The 14,410-nt window shown below is 57.1% G+C and carries 12 protein-coding genes and 1 tRNA gene; 8 read left to right on the forward strand and 5 right to left on the reverse strand.

The genetic code is table 11. From position 1 onward, the window contains the following. Nucleotides 1–113 precede the first annotated feature (113 nt). The 3 genes from KFJ24_RS08855 (at nucleotide 114) to KFJ24_RS08865 (ending at nucleotide 2,240) form a co-directional block, all read left to right on the forward strand. Nucleotides 114–689 (forward strand): Tll0287-like domain-containing protein, encoded by a 576-nt coding sequence (locus KFJ24_RS08855; protein ID WP_250830714.1) that lies wholly within the window; start codon nucleotides 114–116, stop codon nucleotides 687–689. A 70-nt stretch (nucleotides 690–759) separates the two neighbouring features. After that, a complete protein-coding gene (locus tag KFJ24_RS08860; RefSeq protein WP_250830715.1) occupies nucleotides 760–1,401 on the forward strand; it encodes an MBL fold metallo-hydrolase in 642 nt (213 codons plus the stop codon). Between the two features lie 173 nt (nucleotides 1,402–1,574). After that, nucleotides 1,575–2,240, forward strand: a complete 666-nt coding sequence (locus KFJ24_RS08865) for a hypothetical protein (protein ID WP_250830717.1) — start codon at nucleotides 1,575–1,577, stop codon at nucleotides 2,238–2,240. 3 nt (nucleotides 2,241–2,243) lie between these two features. Here the strand turns inward: KFJ24_RS08865 and KFJ24_RS08870 are convergent, their stop codons facing one another. Further along, a complete protein-coding gene (locus KFJ24_RS08870; protein WP_250830718.1) occupies nucleotides 2,244–2,867 on the reverse strand; it encodes an L-threonylcarbamoyladenylate synthase in 624 nt (207 codons plus the stop codon). After that, nucleotides 2,867–3,220, reverse strand: a complete 354-nt coding sequence (locus KFJ24_RS08875; RefSeq protein ID WP_250830719.1) for a BolA family protein — start codon at nucleotides 3,218–3,220, stop codon at nucleotides 2,867–2,869. Before KFJ24_RS08875 ends, KFJ24_RS08870 begins: the two co-directional genes overlap by 1 nt. A 126-nt stretch (nucleotides 3,221–3,346) precedes the next feature. Between KFJ24_RS08875 and KFJ24_RS08880 the strand changes: the two genes are divergently transcribed. The 4 genes from KFJ24_RS08880 to KFJ24_RS08895 all read left to right on the forward strand — a co-directional run bounded on the left by KFJ24_RS08880 (nucleotide 3,347) and on the right by KFJ24_RS08895 (nucleotide 10,610). Then, nucleotides 3,347–5,521, forward strand: coding sequence for a DNA topoisomerase III (locus KFJ24_RS08880; protein ID WP_250830720.1), 2,175 nt, complete (start codon nucleotides 3,347–3,349; stop codon nucleotides 5,519–5,521). Between the two features lie 114 nt (nucleotides 5,522–5,635). Further along, nucleotides 5,636–6,376: a response regulator transcription factor gene (locus KFJ24_RS08885; protein ID WP_250830722.1), complete on the forward strand. Its 741-nt coding sequence runs from the start codon at nucleotides 5,636–5,638 to the stop codon at nucleotides 6,374–6,376. Beyond that, complete coding sequence (locus KFJ24_RS08890) at nucleotides 6,369–8,009, forward strand: FecR family protein (RefSeq protein WP_250830723.1); 1,641 nt, start codon at nucleotides 6,369–6,371, stop codon at nucleotides 8,007–8,009. Before KFJ24_RS08885 ends, KFJ24_RS08890 begins: the two co-directional genes overlap by 8 nt. A 33-nt stretch (nucleotides 8,010–8,042) precedes the next feature. Then, nucleotides 8,043–10,610 (forward strand): CHASE2 domain-containing protein, encoded by a 2,568-nt coding sequence (locus KFJ24_RS08895; protein ID WP_250830724.1) that lies wholly within the window; start codon nucleotides 8,043–8,045, stop codon nucleotides 10,608–10,610. 34 nt (nucleotides 10,611–10,644) lie between these two features. Here KFJ24_RS08895 and KFJ24_RS08900 read toward each other — a convergent pair whose 3' ends face one another. The 3 genes from KFJ24_RS08900 to KFJ24_RS08910 all read right to left on the reverse strand — a co-directional run bounded on the left by KFJ24_RS08900 (nucleotide 10,645) and on the right by KFJ24_RS08910 (nucleotide 12,809). Next, nucleotides 10,645–11,004 (reverse strand): fibronectin type III domain-containing protein, encoded by a 360-nt coding sequence (locus KFJ24_RS08900; RefSeq protein WP_250830725.1) that lies wholly within the window; start codon nucleotides 11,002–11,004, stop codon nucleotides 10,645–10,647. 308 nt (nucleotides 11,005–11,312) lie between these two features. Continuing rightward, nucleotides 11,313–11,389: transfer RNA gene (locus KFJ24_RS08905), tRNA-Met, on the reverse strand. 100 nt (nucleotides 11,390–11,489) lie between these two features. Then, nucleotides 11,490–12,809: an acetyl-CoA C-acetyltransferase gene (locus KFJ24_RS08910; protein WP_250830726.1), complete on the reverse strand. Its 1,320-nt coding sequence runs from the start codon at nucleotides 12,807–12,809 to the stop codon at nucleotides 11,490–11,492. Nucleotides 12,810–12,988: 179 nt separating this feature from the next. Between KFJ24_RS08910 and KFJ24_RS08915 the strand changes: the two genes are divergently transcribed. Continuing rightward, nucleotides 12,989–14,395: a 3-oxoacyl-ACP reductase gene (locus KFJ24_RS08915; protein ID WP_250830727.1), complete on the forward strand. Its 1,407-nt coding sequence runs from the start codon at nucleotides 12,989–12,991 to the stop codon at nucleotides 14,393–14,395. Nucleotides 14,396–14,410 lie beyond the last annotated feature (15 nt).

Genomic DNA, 14,410 nt, shown 5'->3' on the forward strand with positions numbered 1-14,410 from the left:
CCCGGGTAGCGACAATTCGTCGCAAACGAACGGCTTTCCATCCTCACTTGCTTATTCGCGCTATATACTTATTACAATTCCATCAAAGAAGCGCCAGAAGAGGAGTGATGAAGATGAGAGCTTTAACGGTCGCGGTCATAATGTCCCTCCTGTCCGCAACAGTAGTCGCCCAGCAGGCCGACCAGACAAAAGAGCAGCAATTGGTTGCCGAGGCCCGATCCAAAGTACAGGCCTTTGGCGGCTCCCTGAAGCAGGCGCTGCAGGGCGCAATCAAGGAAGGCGGACTCACCAATGGTATCGCCGTCTGCAATACGGTGGCGCCAGAAATCGCTGCCGCTAACAGCAACGATGGGTGGCAAATCAGCCGCACCAGTTTACGCGTCCGCAATCCTGGCAATACACCGACTGACTGGCAGGAAATGCAACTGAAGGCCATGCAGCAACACCCCGTAAAGGATGGAAAGCCGGTTGAGACATGGCGTGTGGCAGACGCCGATACGGGAACAGGCTTTGAGTACATGCGCGCCATTCCAACTCAGAAGCTTTGCCTTGGTTGCCATGGCAAGTCCATAGATCCCGGAGTCGAGGCCAGGCTCAATGAACTATACCCGCAAGACAAGGCCACCGGCTTTTCGGAAGGAGATCTTCGCGGGGCGTTTGTGGTGACCTACCAACCGAAAAATAACTGAGGTTGCAAGACCACCAAGACGCGTTACCCTAGCCTCCGTCACTTTTATCCAGCCGGAGGCTGTGCCCCTCATGAAATACCGCATCATCCCCGTTACCCCCTTCCAGCAGAACTGCAGCCTTATCTGGTGCGAAGATACCCTGAAAGCTGCGGTAGTCGACCCCGGCGGTGACCTGGACCGGATTCGGACCGCCATAGCCGAGGAAGGTGTAACGGTAGAGAAAATCCTGCTGACTCACGCCCACATCGACCACGCTGGCGGCACGGCCGAACTGGCGAGGGCGCTGAATGTGGCCATTGAGGGCCCTCACAGAGAGGACAATTTCTGGATTGTTGGCCTGCCCCAGCAGGCACAGATGTTTGGTTTCCCATCACCGGAAGTGTTCACTCCCGATCACTGGCTGGAGGGTGGTGAAGAAGTGACGGTGGGCAACCAGACCCTGGCCGTGCTGCACTGCCCAGGCCATACACCCGGGCACGTGGTTTTCTTTCACAAGGCATCGGAACTCGCGCTGGTCGGCGATGTGTTATTCCATGGCTCCATCGGCCGCACGGACTTTCCGAAAGGCGATCACGCCACGCTGATTCGTTCCATCCGGGAAAAACTGTTCCCGCTGGGTGACGAGGTGGCCTTCATTCCCGGCCACGGCCCCATGTCGACGTTCGGACAGGAGCGGGCGACCAACCCCTTCGTATCTGATCACCGGGGCTAGCGCTGGCCAAACCGGAACGATTCAATGAGCCGGGGTCCCAGCCTGAACTGCGGATTCGGCCAGTCTCGTTGCTGGAACACGGATCTACCCATCTGGCCCGGAAAATGCTTTGCGTCTATCCAGACGACGATTTTTCGGCAAACGACACCGGAGCCGATGGAGGAAACCCAGCCATGTCCTTACTGACCTCTCTGATCAGGGCCAGCACCCAGTTTCAGCAGGCAATGGAAAAACGCCAGACACCGGCGAACACGGCCGAAGCCGGCACTACCAAGGCCGAGAGCCCAAAACCGGAGGCAATCGGGGCTCCCGGACAGGACCGGTTTACGCCTTCAGGGGAGAATAATGCTGATACTGCCAGCCAGAAATCCAGGAAGCTGGCCATGGCGGAATACAAGCAAACGGTGGGGCAGGATCTTGCCTTCGTGCGCGAAACACTGCGGCACAAACTTGCCGAATACAACCTGCACCCGGCGACCGCTCTCAATGTGAACAAAAGTGATGCCGGCGCGATTCAGGTAGAAGGCAAGATTACTGAAGATGCGAGAACCCGGATCGAAAACGACCTGAATATCAACAAGAACTTCAAGGAAGCGTTCAGCCGCCTGAGTGCCAGCGAGCCAACGTTGCACTTCATGGACAACGCACTGAAACTCAACCAGGCGTATGGGGTGAACAATCCACTGCTGGATACGCTGGTCAGTGAGAACCAGCAATTCAACGGCTTACAGGATCTGGTCCACCGATACGATACCCTGCGCCGCTCCGCTGGTACGGAGCAGATCGAAGCGGCAGGCAACACCCGGAGTTACGCGTTCAACCTTAACGCCCGGGCCTAGAAATCACACCTCAAAGGGTGCGGGATCACCTTTACCCACCCGGGTCACTACGGGCGCTTCACCGGTAAAATCAACCACGGTGGTTGCTTCCATCCCGCAGAAACCACCATCAATGATCAGGTCCATCTCATGCTCCAGGGTATCCCGGATCTCATAAGGATCGGTCATCGGCTCGGATTCTCCGGGCAGGATCAGCGTACTGCTCATGATCGGCTCACCCAGCTCACCCAGCAATGCCTGAACAATGGCGTTATCCGGTACCCGAACCCCCACGGAACGCCGCTTGGGGTGCAGTAGCCGGCGAGGCACCTCGCTGGTGGCATCAAGGATAAAGGTGTAGGGCCCAGGGGTGAAATTCTTCAGCAGCCGGTACTGAGTATTGTCCACCTTGGCATAGACTCCGATATCCGAAAGATCCCGACAGACCAGCGTGAAATTATGTTTGTCATCAAGTCGACGAATCCGCTTTATCCGGTCTGCGGCCTGTTTGTCACCCAGGTGACAACCAATGGCGTAGGCAGAGTCGGTGGGGTAAACAATGACCCCACCCTTACGCAATATATCGACAGCCTGATTGATCAGTCGCTTCTGTGGCGTTTCCGGATGGATCTGGAAAAACTGACTCATTAACCTTCTCCCTGGCCGGCACGGGCTGCCATTGCGGGATCCTTCTTCGATCCCCCCATGCAATTGGGCGACTCCGGCACCGACTGCCCGGTAGCCTCCCATTCTTCCGGCGAATACAGGTGCAACGCGAGTGCGTGTACCTCGCCGGCGAGTTCTTCCGCCAGCACTTTGTAGATCGACTGATGACGCTTCACTTTCATCTGCCCTTCAAAATCCGGAGAAACCAGCGTTACCTTGAAATGGGTTTCTGAATTCGGTGGCACACTGTGCTTATGGCTTTCGTTCTCCACCCGGAGGATGCGAGCATCAAAGGCAGCGTTCAACTTCGTTTCGATGGCGTTCTGGATCTGCATAACTCAACGACTCTCCAACGTCTTGCTTTGGTTCCAGTCTACTACACAAAACGCCAGCCACCCGAACCTTGACACCAAAGAGCCAAACAGCCACATTCCCATCCCGATTCAACCGCACTTACAACCATGCACCTGTACATCGCCGAAAAACCAAGTCTTGGCCGCGCCATCGCTGCCGCCTTACCCGGACCACACCAAAAGGGCCAGGGCTGGATCCGCTGTGGCAAAGGGGAAGACGCAGCCACGGTCAGCTGGTGCATCGGCCACCTTCTGGAACCGGCCGAGCCCGCCCGTTACAACCCTGCCTGGAAGAAATGGCGGCAGGAGGATCTCCCCATGTTCCCGGAGAAATGGGAGGTCATGCCCAAGGATAGCGTGCGCCAGCAGCTCAAGGTGCTTGAGTCCCTGATCCGCCAGGCCGAAACCATCACCCATGCCGGCGACCCGGACCGCGAAGGACAGTTACTGGTAGACGAAGTCATCCGCTACTTCGGCACAAAATCCCCGGTCCGTCGCATACTGATCAACGACCTGACGCCGGCCGCTGTGGCGAAAGCCATCGGGAGCCCGAAAGATAACAGCGAATTCCGCCGGCTTTCGCACTCCGCCCTGGCCCGTCAGCGCGCCGACTGGCTCTACGGCATCAACCTTACCCGTTTCTACACCCTTAGCTATCAGCAACAGGGCGAACAGGGCGTTTACTCTGTCGGCCGGGTACAGACACCGGTTCTGGGTCTTGTGGTGGAGCGGGACAACACCATTGAGCATTTCGAGCCAAAGCCCTATTACCGGATTGAGGCGACGTTCAGAGCTCAGGAGGAGGAAGCCGACCAGCAGGCCTTTACAGCCCGCTGGTTGCCTGATGAGCAGTTTCAGGACCACCTGGATGAAGAAAACCGACTGCTGGACCGGGCCACGGCGGAAAAAATCGCGGCTGACGTCCAGGGGCGACCGGGCAAGATCACCGAATCCCGATTTCGGGATCGCCCGGAGGCACCGCCGTTACCCTTGTCACTCTCGGCCTTGCAGATTGAAGCCGGGCGTCTGTTCCGGATGGGGGCCAAGGACGTGCTCGACACGGCGCAAAACCTTTACGAGCGCCACCAGCTTATAACCTATCCCCGCTCGGATTGCCGGTATTTGCCAGAAGGCCATTACAACCAGCGGGCACAGGTGATCCAGGCGATAGGCAGGGTCGCTCCCGATCTGGCAGAAGCCTGTGACAGATCCGATCTTGATCGCCGGACCACAGCCTGGAACGACAAACAGGTGGATGCGCACCACGCCATCATTCCTACCAGCCGACCATCCCCCAATGGCAAGCTCAATGAGGCCGAAGAAAAGATATATGGACTGATCAGCCGTTACTACCTGATGCAGTTTGCCGCCGATGCCATTCACCGGGAAGGTCGCCTGACCGTGCGGGTTGCGGAACACAGATTTCGCGCGACCGAAACCGCGATTCTCGAATCGGGCTGGAAAGCGCTGGAGCTGAAACTCCGTGAGGGCCGGTCAGCACCGGAGAAAGCACCCCTGCCCCGGCTGAACCAGGGCGAACCGGTATTCTGCGAAGACAACCATATTGCCGAGCGGAAGACACAACCACCACAGCACTTCACCGACGCCACCCTGTTGTCGGCGATGACCAATATTGCGCGTTTTGTAAGCGACGCTGAACTGCGCAAAACTCTCCGTGAAACCGACGGCCTGGGCACAGAAGCCACCCGCGCTGCGATCATCGACACACTGTTCAAGCGCGACTACCTGTATCGCGACAGCCGCCACATACGAGCCGGCAGCAAAGGCAAGGCGCTCATTGGCGCACTGCCCGAGTCAGTCAGTAAACCGGACCGGACGGCTGTCTGGGAAGCCACACTGGAAAGCATTCGCCGTGGTGAGGGCGATCCCCGCAAGTTCCTGGACACTCTGAAAAAGGAAATACGGGGCTTTATCCATCAGCCCCAGGGCGCGCCTTCTGTTGATGAGGCGAATGAGCCGTCACCGGAACAGGTACACTGCCCGAAGTGTCGCGCCCCGATGACCGAGCGGGATGGCAAATTCGGGCGCTTCTTCGCCTGTACCCGCTACCCCGATTGCAACGGCACCCGTCCCATAGAAGACTCCGCACCCCGGGATGGCACTGGCCAGAAACCGGTGCCCTGCCCCCATTGCTTTTCACCGCTGGTGAGACGAAAAGGCAAGAAAGGGTGGTTCTGGGGCTGCAGTAATTTCCCAGCCTGCCGACAAACTCTGGACGACGACAACGGAAAGCCTGCCATCCGTTTACGCAACTCTACATAACGATACTGAATACACGCTCACATTTTGGGATAATTGGTTGATATAACTGGGTAGTCTGCCTGACCATCCGGTTATTGGCATGATCAAGAACCACCAAACTCCGGGAGAGGCTTCGTGCGCATCGCTCTGCTAGAAGACGAACATGAACAGGCCCAGCACATTGTGTCGACTCTGTCCGAGCGCGGGCATCATTGCGACAGCTTCCCCACGGGCCAGTCTTTCCTGAGTGCCGTTCTGCATCGCAGCTACGACCTGCTGATCCTCGACTGGCAGATTCCGGACATGACTGGCATTGATGTTCTGGAGAGCGTTCGCGCCCAGATCAACTGGGCAATTCCGGTTGTCTTCCTGACCCAGCGGGATAGTGAAGCGGATATAGTGCGCGCCCTGGACGCCGGCGCCGATGACTATCTGTCCAAGCCTGCCCGCACGGCAGAGCTTGTGGCACGCATTAATGCCCTTTCCCGCCGCAGTAACCCGGATACCGAGCGAGAAGTTCTCAAGTTTGGCCCTTTTGAAATCAATACCCAGCAGCGCAACATCCTGCTGCACGGTGAGGAACTGTCGCTAACCGACAAGGACTTTGACCTGACGCTCTTCCTGTTTCAGAACCAGGGCCGACTGCTTACCCGTGAAATGCTTCTTGAACGGGTTTGGGGACTCACCCGGGACATCAACACCCGCACCGTTGATACCCATATGAGCCGGCTCCGCCGTCGGCTGGGCCTGAACCCCGAGAATGGCTTCCGGATCAAAACCATTTACCAGCGCGGCTATCGACTGGAGGCCATGAAGGCCGGGGAGCCGGAACAGACCCCTGAGGCCACCGAAACCAACCGGGCAGCGAATGCGTAAAACGGGTTTTTGGCTCCGCATTGTTCGGGCTTTGTGTTCGCCGGTACTCTTCGCACTGGCGCTATCCGCTCATGCAGAGCTTTCGGTCACTCAGGGCTCCGCGACATCCAGATCCGATTCAGCCAATAACACCACTCCTGAGTGGACCTACACTTTGCGTCCGGGAGAAACCTTTTCCGAAGTATCGCGAGACCTGCTGGCACCAGGATTCACGCCTGGCCGGTTGCTCCAATATAACGACATCGAAGACAGCGGACTGGTTTCAGTGGGCGACAGCGTTCGCATCCCGCTTGCCTGGCTGAAACGCCAACCCGACCCTGCACGGGTTACGTCGATCTCCGGAACAGTCCAGTTCATTTCCGGCACCGATGGCCGCAAGCGACCATTGACCCGCGACACCCTGATTCGTGTCGGCGATGAGATATTCTCCAGCTCTGGCACAGCAACCGTTGAGTTGGCCGATGGCTCCAAAGTGAGGATTTCGCCTCACTCCCGCCTCGCCTTCAACCGCCTTACCCAATACGGCAAATCCGGCATGGTGGACATCCGCCTGCGCCTGAACAAGGGCGAAGTGCATACCCGGGTGAAACCGGTCATTGAGGGCGGCGCCCGATTCGAGATATCAACGCCGTCTGCGGTCGCAGCCGTGCGCGGTACCGCATTCGCCATACAAACCTCACGCAAAGGCACCAGCCTCCAGGTAACCCAGGGGATTGTTGACTTTGGTGCCCCTGGAAAAACCCGCCGCATACCCGCCGGATACAGCGCGAGCGTCTCTACCAAGAGTAACACTGGACTCAAAATCCGCCGCCTGCCTCCGGCACCGGACATGAATCCGCTACCGACGACGCTCGAGCAGCTTCCGGCTGAATTAACCTGGACGCCGAGCCCGGCCCAGATGCATCGCCTGGATATCTTCGAAATGGAGAGCGGTCGATGGGTCGAGAGCCGGAAGATAAAAGGTAACAGCTTCGACATCAGCATGCTGGACAACGGCGACTACGAAGTCCACCTGGCGGCCCTGGATAACCGCGGAACAGCAGGCATGCCTTCTGTCATGCCATTTGAGATTGATCTTCAGGCACGAACCGCAAACCTGGTTTCACCGGTCGATGGCGGCATCGCGAACGATGACATGCCGGAATTCCAGTGGCGCCTGAATGGCAGCAACGAAGTTGCGCGGGTAGAAATTGCCGAGGACGACAGCTTCCGGGAACTTGTTACTACCAGCGAATGGGCCCCTGAAACGTCCGCCCTGCCCTCAAAGCCGTTGAGTCCAGGCCAGTATTATTGGCGCGTAGTGACCGAGGCCGGCGGTAACTCGGTAGCCACCACCGAACCACGCAAGCTGGTGGTTAATGGCAGCCTGCCGCCAGTCCGGATTATCAGTGTAAACTACGTAAACAGCCAGGTTCGGGTGTTCTGGGGGAATGTAGATACAGCCAAAGAGTACCGGCTTCAGCTTTCGGAAGAGCCCGGATTTAAAAACATTATTAAGGAAGCAACCCTGGCCGATACCACAGCGGCCTTGCGTCTTATTCCCGGAAGACGGTATTTTGTGCGGCTGAAGGCTCTTACCGAAGGCCCACTGACAAGCCGCTGGGGGCCAGGGAGGGAACTGTACCTCGAATAACCCATTGATCGACCATGACAGATAGCAGGGCTCATGAACCGGGATTGGCTACCAATTAAAACGACTCCCTGGACTCTGGGCCTCACTCTGCTGGCACTCCTCCTGATCATCCAGACTTCCGCATTGCCCCGGCAGCTGGATTTCTGGCTGCTCGACGAAGCCATGACCTCATATCCGCCAGCCCCCTCTGAGGATGTTGTCCTGGTCGCCATTGACGAACTCAGCCTTGACCGACTCGGCCGATGGCCGTGGCGGCGGAATATCCACGCCGAGTTGATCACAAAGCTCAGGGAAGCAGGTGCCAAAACGATCGTTTTCGACATACTCTTCTCCGAGCCCTCCCCGGATGATCCCGAGCTCGCTGCAGCGATGAAAGCTCACGGCGATGTCATTCTCCCTGTTTACCTGTCGCCACCCACTTCAAACTACCTTTTGAGCGAACAACTCCCTGCCGCGCCGCTCGCTTCAGCAGCCTCCGGCCTGGGCCATGCCCACGTTGAGCTGGATGTCGATGGCGTTGCCCGCGGTCTTTATCTTTTTAACGGCCTCGGCAAACAACTCTGGCCCAGCCTTTCGTTGGCGGCCAACGGCGAGAAACCTCGAAATCCGGAGGTGCCCCAAGCCCCTTCCTTCGTGAATGTTCGCGACGATTATCACATCACCCCCCTCTCCGGAGGCTCCGGGGCATTGCCAACCCACTCTTACGTGCACGTACTCAACCAGCCGCCGGCGCCAGCGTTATTCAAAGGGAAAACCGTGTTTATTGGCGCGACCGCCCCGGGGTTTGGAGACATTCTGCCAACGCCATTCTCGGGACTGAGCCGGCCGATGTCCGGCGTAGAGTTTCACGCAAACACCTTCTCGGCATACAGCCAGGACCTCCTCATCAGCCCGGCTCCAGCTTGGATGTCACCGGCACTAACCCTGCTTACCATCATTTTCATGGCACTCGTCCTGCCTCGAATGCGCCCCGCCAGAACGCTCGTCGCCTGTTTTGCAGTGGTGGCAGTCCTGCTGGGGGGTTACCTCGCAGAGTTGTTTGGAGCAAGGCTCTGGATACCAATCGCAAATGCCCTGATCGTTCCCTTTCTGGCATTCCCGATTTCCAGCGGGCTTCGCCTCGCAATGACCAACCAGTTCCTCAACAGACAGCTGGACGACCTGGCCCGAAGTCCACAAGTGGCGCTTCCGGAGCCATCACGCAGGCATCCAACCCAATTGCTTGAACATTTCCAGGCATTGTTTCAACCCAGAGGGTGGCTTTTGCAACAGGGGCAGGACACTCTGTCCGCAAAAGACATGAGCCCTGAGGACATTCCGGAAAACCTCCAACCGGGCGATTGGCTGCACAGGAGCAACCAGAGCTGGGTCAAGGTTTTCCGGGGGGATGCCTCATACATCCTCGGTCTGATACTGCCAAACGATCTGAGCCGCGAGGCCATTCAGCGCTATCTCAGCAGACTTAAACTGGAAAGCCCCGAAACAGGCGACAAGGCAAATAAGCCCAGCGAAAACATATCGGCCCGGATAGAGAGGGTGCGGATCGCCACCGAGCGAATGAATCACATGCAGCAATTCATCCGCCGCAGTTTTGAGCGCATGCCGGACGGGGTCATCGTAACCGATGAACTGGGCGTGATCCGCTTTGCCAATGGTCATATCGAAGAGTGGTTTCAGGAGCCCATGCCCAGCCTCGGCGGCCTTCCACTCGCCCGCCTCCTCGATGGGCACGATCCAAGGGATACGCCCCCCTGGCATGAGACCGTTTCCGACACTCTGACGCTGTTACAGAGCCGAACCGTTGACCTGCGTATCCGGAGCAAGGATTTTCTGATCCACTTTGCGCCGTTTGCGCTGCCTGAAAGCAAACAGCATGGCATCATCGCCAACATTTCAGACATTTCAGAGCTGCGTGAACAACAGCGTCAGCACCGGGAAGCCATCGACTTTATTTCCCACGACGTGCGCTCTCCACTGGTATCCCAGCTAGCCCTGATCGAACAGCTGAAACGGGACCCCAGCCATATCGAGAAGGGTCAGCTTGACCAACTGGGCCGACTGGCCCGGCGCAGTTACCATCTGGCGGAAGAATTTGTTCAGCTTGCACGTGCAGAGCAACTTACAGAGACACGGTTCTACGAGTGTGAGTTCCTGGCGATCGTAGAGAACGCCCGGGACAGCGTCAGCGAGCAGGCTGCCGAGAAGGGGATCCACCTGCGGCTCCAGGGCACCGAAGATCTATGGCTTCGAGGTAATGCAGAGCTGCTGGAACGCGCAGTAATCAACCTGTTGACCAATGCTGTCCAGTACAGCCCGCCGGACTCAACCGTCGACATTCAGGTCTTTCCAGCCGGACACCAGGCCTTCCTGACGATAGCGGATGAGGGCAGCGGCATCGACCAGGAAGAACTGCCCCACCTGTTCGACCGATATCGGCGCCAGAAAAGCAGCGAACTGGCGGGCATACACGGAACGGGGTTGGGCCTGTCTTTTGTAAAGATTGTGGTGGAGAAACATCGGGGGGAAATATCGGTTACATCAACACCGGGCGATGGCTCTGTGTTCACCCTGAAGCTTCCGATTGAAAATCACATGGCCTGAGACTACATCGCTTCAGGCAGTTGCGGGAACCAAACTACGATTGGATCGACTTGCTGACCACCTCTGACGGCGCACTTATCAAACCGTTGGTATCCTGAACCTGAATAGTGAAGTACCAGGTGCCGTTATCCAGCCCATTAACTTCATAGGACATCTCGGCTTCTGCCTGCGCGTTGACTACAATCACTTTCTCGGTCAGGTTTCCGGCATCGTGACCATAACGAATCACGTACTGGTCCAGCTCCGCCATCGGAATACTTTCACCGTTTACTCGCTTCAGTGGCGCACTCCAGCTCAACACGGCAGAAGATCCGGAGCTGGCAGAACCACCCCCACACCCTGCGAGCAGAATTCCAAGAACAAACGCGGCTATCCATGCCTGTGACAACTTCATGACGCGCTTCATATATCTCTTGCACCATTTTTTTGACGACATTAGGAATAGTAAAAAACGGTGCAGATTATGACTGTGAAGCTTGTCGGTTCTCTAGTTACGAAATTGTCAATTTTTCGTCAGCAAGCGGTAAGAAACCGTCTTATCTCCATGTTTTAACTCAATATTTTCACTTGAGTACGCTTAGGGGCGATTACAGTTCGTAACGGAAAGACCCTCAAAAGTAACAGTGAGAGGCAGAGAAGTTTTCTTCCAGCCAAAACGAAAAAAGGCAGATCAGTAAGAAACCGATCTGCCTTTCTCTTATATGGTAGCGGGGGCTGGATTCGAACCAACGACCTTCGGGTTATGAGCCCGACGAGCTACCAGACTGCTCCACCCCGCATCAAAACTGGTTGTCTTTCAGGGCATCCCTGATCAACGTGGCGCGCATGTTAAAGGCTGACGCCGGGTCTGTCAAAGGAAAATTCTGTTGTTTCGCAAACTTAGCGCTCCAGAATCGCCGTCACGCCCTGACCGCCAGCTGCACAGATCGAAATCAGGCCGCGACCGCTGCCTTTCTCTTCCAGCAGTTTTGCCAGGGTTGCCACAATGCGCCCGCCCGTGGCGGCAAACGGGTGACCGGCAGCCAGGCTGCTACCCTTGACGTTGAGCCTGCTTCTATCAACGCTACCCAGAGGCTTGTCCAGCCCCAGGCGCTCCTTGCAGAAGACAGGGTCCTCCCAGGCTTTCAGGGTGGATAGAACCTGCGCGGCAAAGGCCTCATGGATTTCGTAAAAATCGAAATCCTGCAGCGTCAGGCCCGCTTTCTCAAGCATCCGGGGCACTGCGTAGGCAGGGGCCATGAGCAGCCCCTCCTTTTTGTCCACAAAATCTACAGCAGCCACTTCCGAGAATGTCAGCCAGGCTCGTACCTTATGGTTGTTGGCCTTTGCCCATTCTTCGCTGGCAAGAAGCACGCAGGAAGCACCATCCGTGAGTGCTGTGCTGTTTGCGGCTGTCATGGTGCCATTCTCGCGATCAAAACACGGCTTTAGCGTGGCGAGCTTCTCCAGTGTGGTGTCCGGACGCAGAATATTGTCTTTCTCCAGCCCTGCCAGAGGGGTCATCAGATCTGCGAAGAAACCGTCTTCATAGGCCTGAGCCAGTTTCTGATGGCTTTCCAGAGCCAGTTGATCCTGATCCTCGCGGGAAATGTTCCATTCATGGGCCGTCACCTGGGCATGATCCCCCATGGACATGCCGGTGCGCGGCTCGCCGTTTTCAGGTATCTCCGGCACCAGGTGGCCAGGCCGGAAACGGCCCAGAATTTTCAGACGCTCACTGACCGTTTTCGCCCGATTCAGGTCCAGCAGAATTTCACGTAACCCCTCACCCACCCCAATAGGGGCGTCAGAGGTGGTGTCGGCGCCACCAGCAATACCACACTCTATCTGACCGAGTGCAATCTTGTTGGCGACCAGAATGGCGGCTTCCAGACCGGTGCCGCAAGCCTGCTGAATATCGTAAGCAGGCGTTTCCAGCGCCAGGCCACAACTCATCACTGACTCACGAGTCAGATTGAAATCCCGGGAATGCTTGATAACCGCACCGGCTGCCACCTCCCCCATGCGCTGACCCTGAAGACTATATCGGTCAACCAGGCCCCGTAGGGTGGATGTCAGCAACTCCTGGTTACTGACCTTGCTATAGGCAGTGTTCGACTTGGCAAAAGGAATACGGTTGCCGCCGATAATCGCAACGCGGCGGATACCCCGGGAGGAAGCTGCTGGCTTCTTTTGGGTGGTTTTCGGTGCCTGTGCCATGATGAGTTCCTGTTTTGAAATAATGTCTATATCGGGCCAGTCTATCCTGAAAGGCTATACGCTCATTGGCAGCGCTGACAACGCGCCCCAGGCATTGAGTCAATCCAAAAACTGGCGGATTCTTTAACCTGTAGGTCACTTACACCCAATGCTCTATAAACAACCACAAGGAAGAACCTATGTCTGACCTCTACCTTAGACTCGTCAACACTCCGGTCGGCAAGACGGCCGCGCAGTCGCTCGGCCTGCCAGCTCCGGTCCCACTCAAGCGCCTGAAGCGCGTAGACCAGCCCTTTATTGAAGGCGACGTACTGATTGGCGCCGCAGCCGGTGGCAAGGCCGTTGCAGCGCTGGGAAGCATCCTGGGTGCCAGTGCAGCAACACTTCATCATGCCAGTGGTACGGAGTCACTGAAAGACTCTTCCAAGGCCGTAAACAAGGCCAAGCCCCTCGAATTGACCGGGGATATCGATCAGAAATTTTCTGCCCTGGTATTTGACGCCACCGGCATCAAAAGCCCCGATGACCTCCGCGCCCTGTACGACTTCTTTCACCCCACCATCAAGAAACTGGGGACCAACGCCCGCATCCTGGTCATTGGCCAGGACCCACAGACCTGCCGGAATGCTCCTCAGGCAGCAGCGCAGCAGGCTCTGGAAGGTTTCGTTCGAAGCGCTGGCAAGGAAGTCGGAAAGAAAGGCGCTACAGCCAACCTGCTGTGGATGGCCCCCGGGGCAGAGAAACAACTGGATTCCAGTGTACGCTTCTTCCTTTCCACCCGCTCCGCCTATGTTTCGGGTCAGGTTGTGCGCATTAGCAAAGGCACCGCAACGCCGGCGACCAACCCTGTTGCGCCACTGGCCGGCAAAGTTGCGCTGGTAACGGGCGCATCCCGAGGCATTGGTGCTTCCATTGCCCGGACTCTGGCTCGCGACGGCGCAACCGTTATCGGCCTGGACATCCCCCCTGTGATGGAAGAGCTACAGAAGGTGACTGATGCGATTCAGGGCAAGGCACTGGCCTGCGATATTACCGACACGGCGGCACCAAAACTGATCGCGGATTTCGTAGCAGAGCATTTTGAGGGTCTGGACCTGGTGATCCACAATGCCGGTATCACACGCGATAAAACTCTGGGCAATATGCCCGAACACTTCTGGGATATGACGATTGCGGTCAACCTGAGTGCCGAGGAAGTGATCGACGAGGAGCTCATGCACCGCGAACTGCTGCGGGAGAATGGCCGCATCGTCTGCATTTCCTCCATCAGCGGCATTGCAGGTAACTTCGGACAAACCAACTACTCAACAGCGAAGAGCGGCGTGATCGGCTACGTGGAAGCGATGGCAAAACATATGAAAAATGGCGTTACCATCAACGCCATCGCGCCGGGTTTCATCGAAACCCAGATGACCGCCGACATGCCGATCACGATCCGCGAGGCGGGAAGGCGGATGAACAGCCTGTCTCAGGGCGGGCAGCCGATAGACGTGGCAGAAGCCATCGCCTGGTACTGCAGCCCGGCCTCAAACGGCGTCAATGGAAATATAGTGCGGGTCTGTGGTCAGTCGCTGATTGGCAAGTAATAAAAAAGGCAGGCC

It is taken from the genome of Marinobacter sediminum (assembly GCF_023657445.1).
Taxonomy (GTDB): domain Bacteria; phylum Pseudomonadota; class Gammaproteobacteria; order Pseudomonadales; family Oleiphilaceae; genus Marinobacter; species Marinobacter sediminum_A.

Coding starts and splice junctions, on each gene's coding strand:
- KFJ24_RS08880 (WP_250830720.1), top strand. CDS start 3,347: ATGCACCTGTACATCGCCGAAAAACCAAGTCTTGGCCGCGCCATCGCT.
- KFJ24_RS08915 (WP_250830727.1), top strand. CDS start 12,989: ATGTCTGACCTCTACCTTAGACTCGTCAACACTCCGGTCGGCAAGACG.
- KFJ24_RS08910 (WP_250830726.1), bottom strand. CDS start 12,809: ATGGCACAGGCACCGAAAACCACCCAAAAGAAGCCAGCAGCTTCCTCC.
- KFJ24_RS08875 (WP_250830719.1), bottom strand. CDS start 3,220: ATGCAGATCCAGAACGCCATCGAAACGAAGTTGAACGCTGCCTTTGAT.
- KFJ24_RS08900 (WP_250830725.1), bottom strand. CDS start 11,004: ATGAAGTTGTCACAGGCATGGATAGCCGCGTTTGTTCTTGGAATTCTG.
- KFJ24_RS08895 (WP_250830724.1), top strand. CDS start 8,043: ATGAACCGGGATTGGCTACCAATTAAAACGACTCCCTGGACTCTGGGC.
- KFJ24_RS08865 (WP_250830717.1), top strand. CDS start 1,575: ATGTCCTTACTGACCTCTCTGATCAGGGCCAGCACCCAGTTTCAGCAG.
- KFJ24_RS08860 (WP_250830715.1), top strand. CDS start 760: ATGAAATACCGCATCATCCCCGTTACCCCCTTCCAGCAGAACTGCAGC.
- KFJ24_RS08870 (WP_250830718.1), bottom strand. CDS start 2,867: ATGAGTCAGTTTTTCCAGATCCATCCGGAAACGCCACAGAAGCGACTG.
- KFJ24_RS08890 (WP_250830723.1), top strand. CDS start 6,369: ATGCGTAAAACGGGTTTTTGGCTCCGCATTGTTCGGGCTTTGTGTTCG.
- KFJ24_RS08855 (WP_250830714.1), top strand. CDS start 114: ATGAGAGCTTTAACGGTCGCGGTCATAATGTCCCTCCTGTCCGCAACA.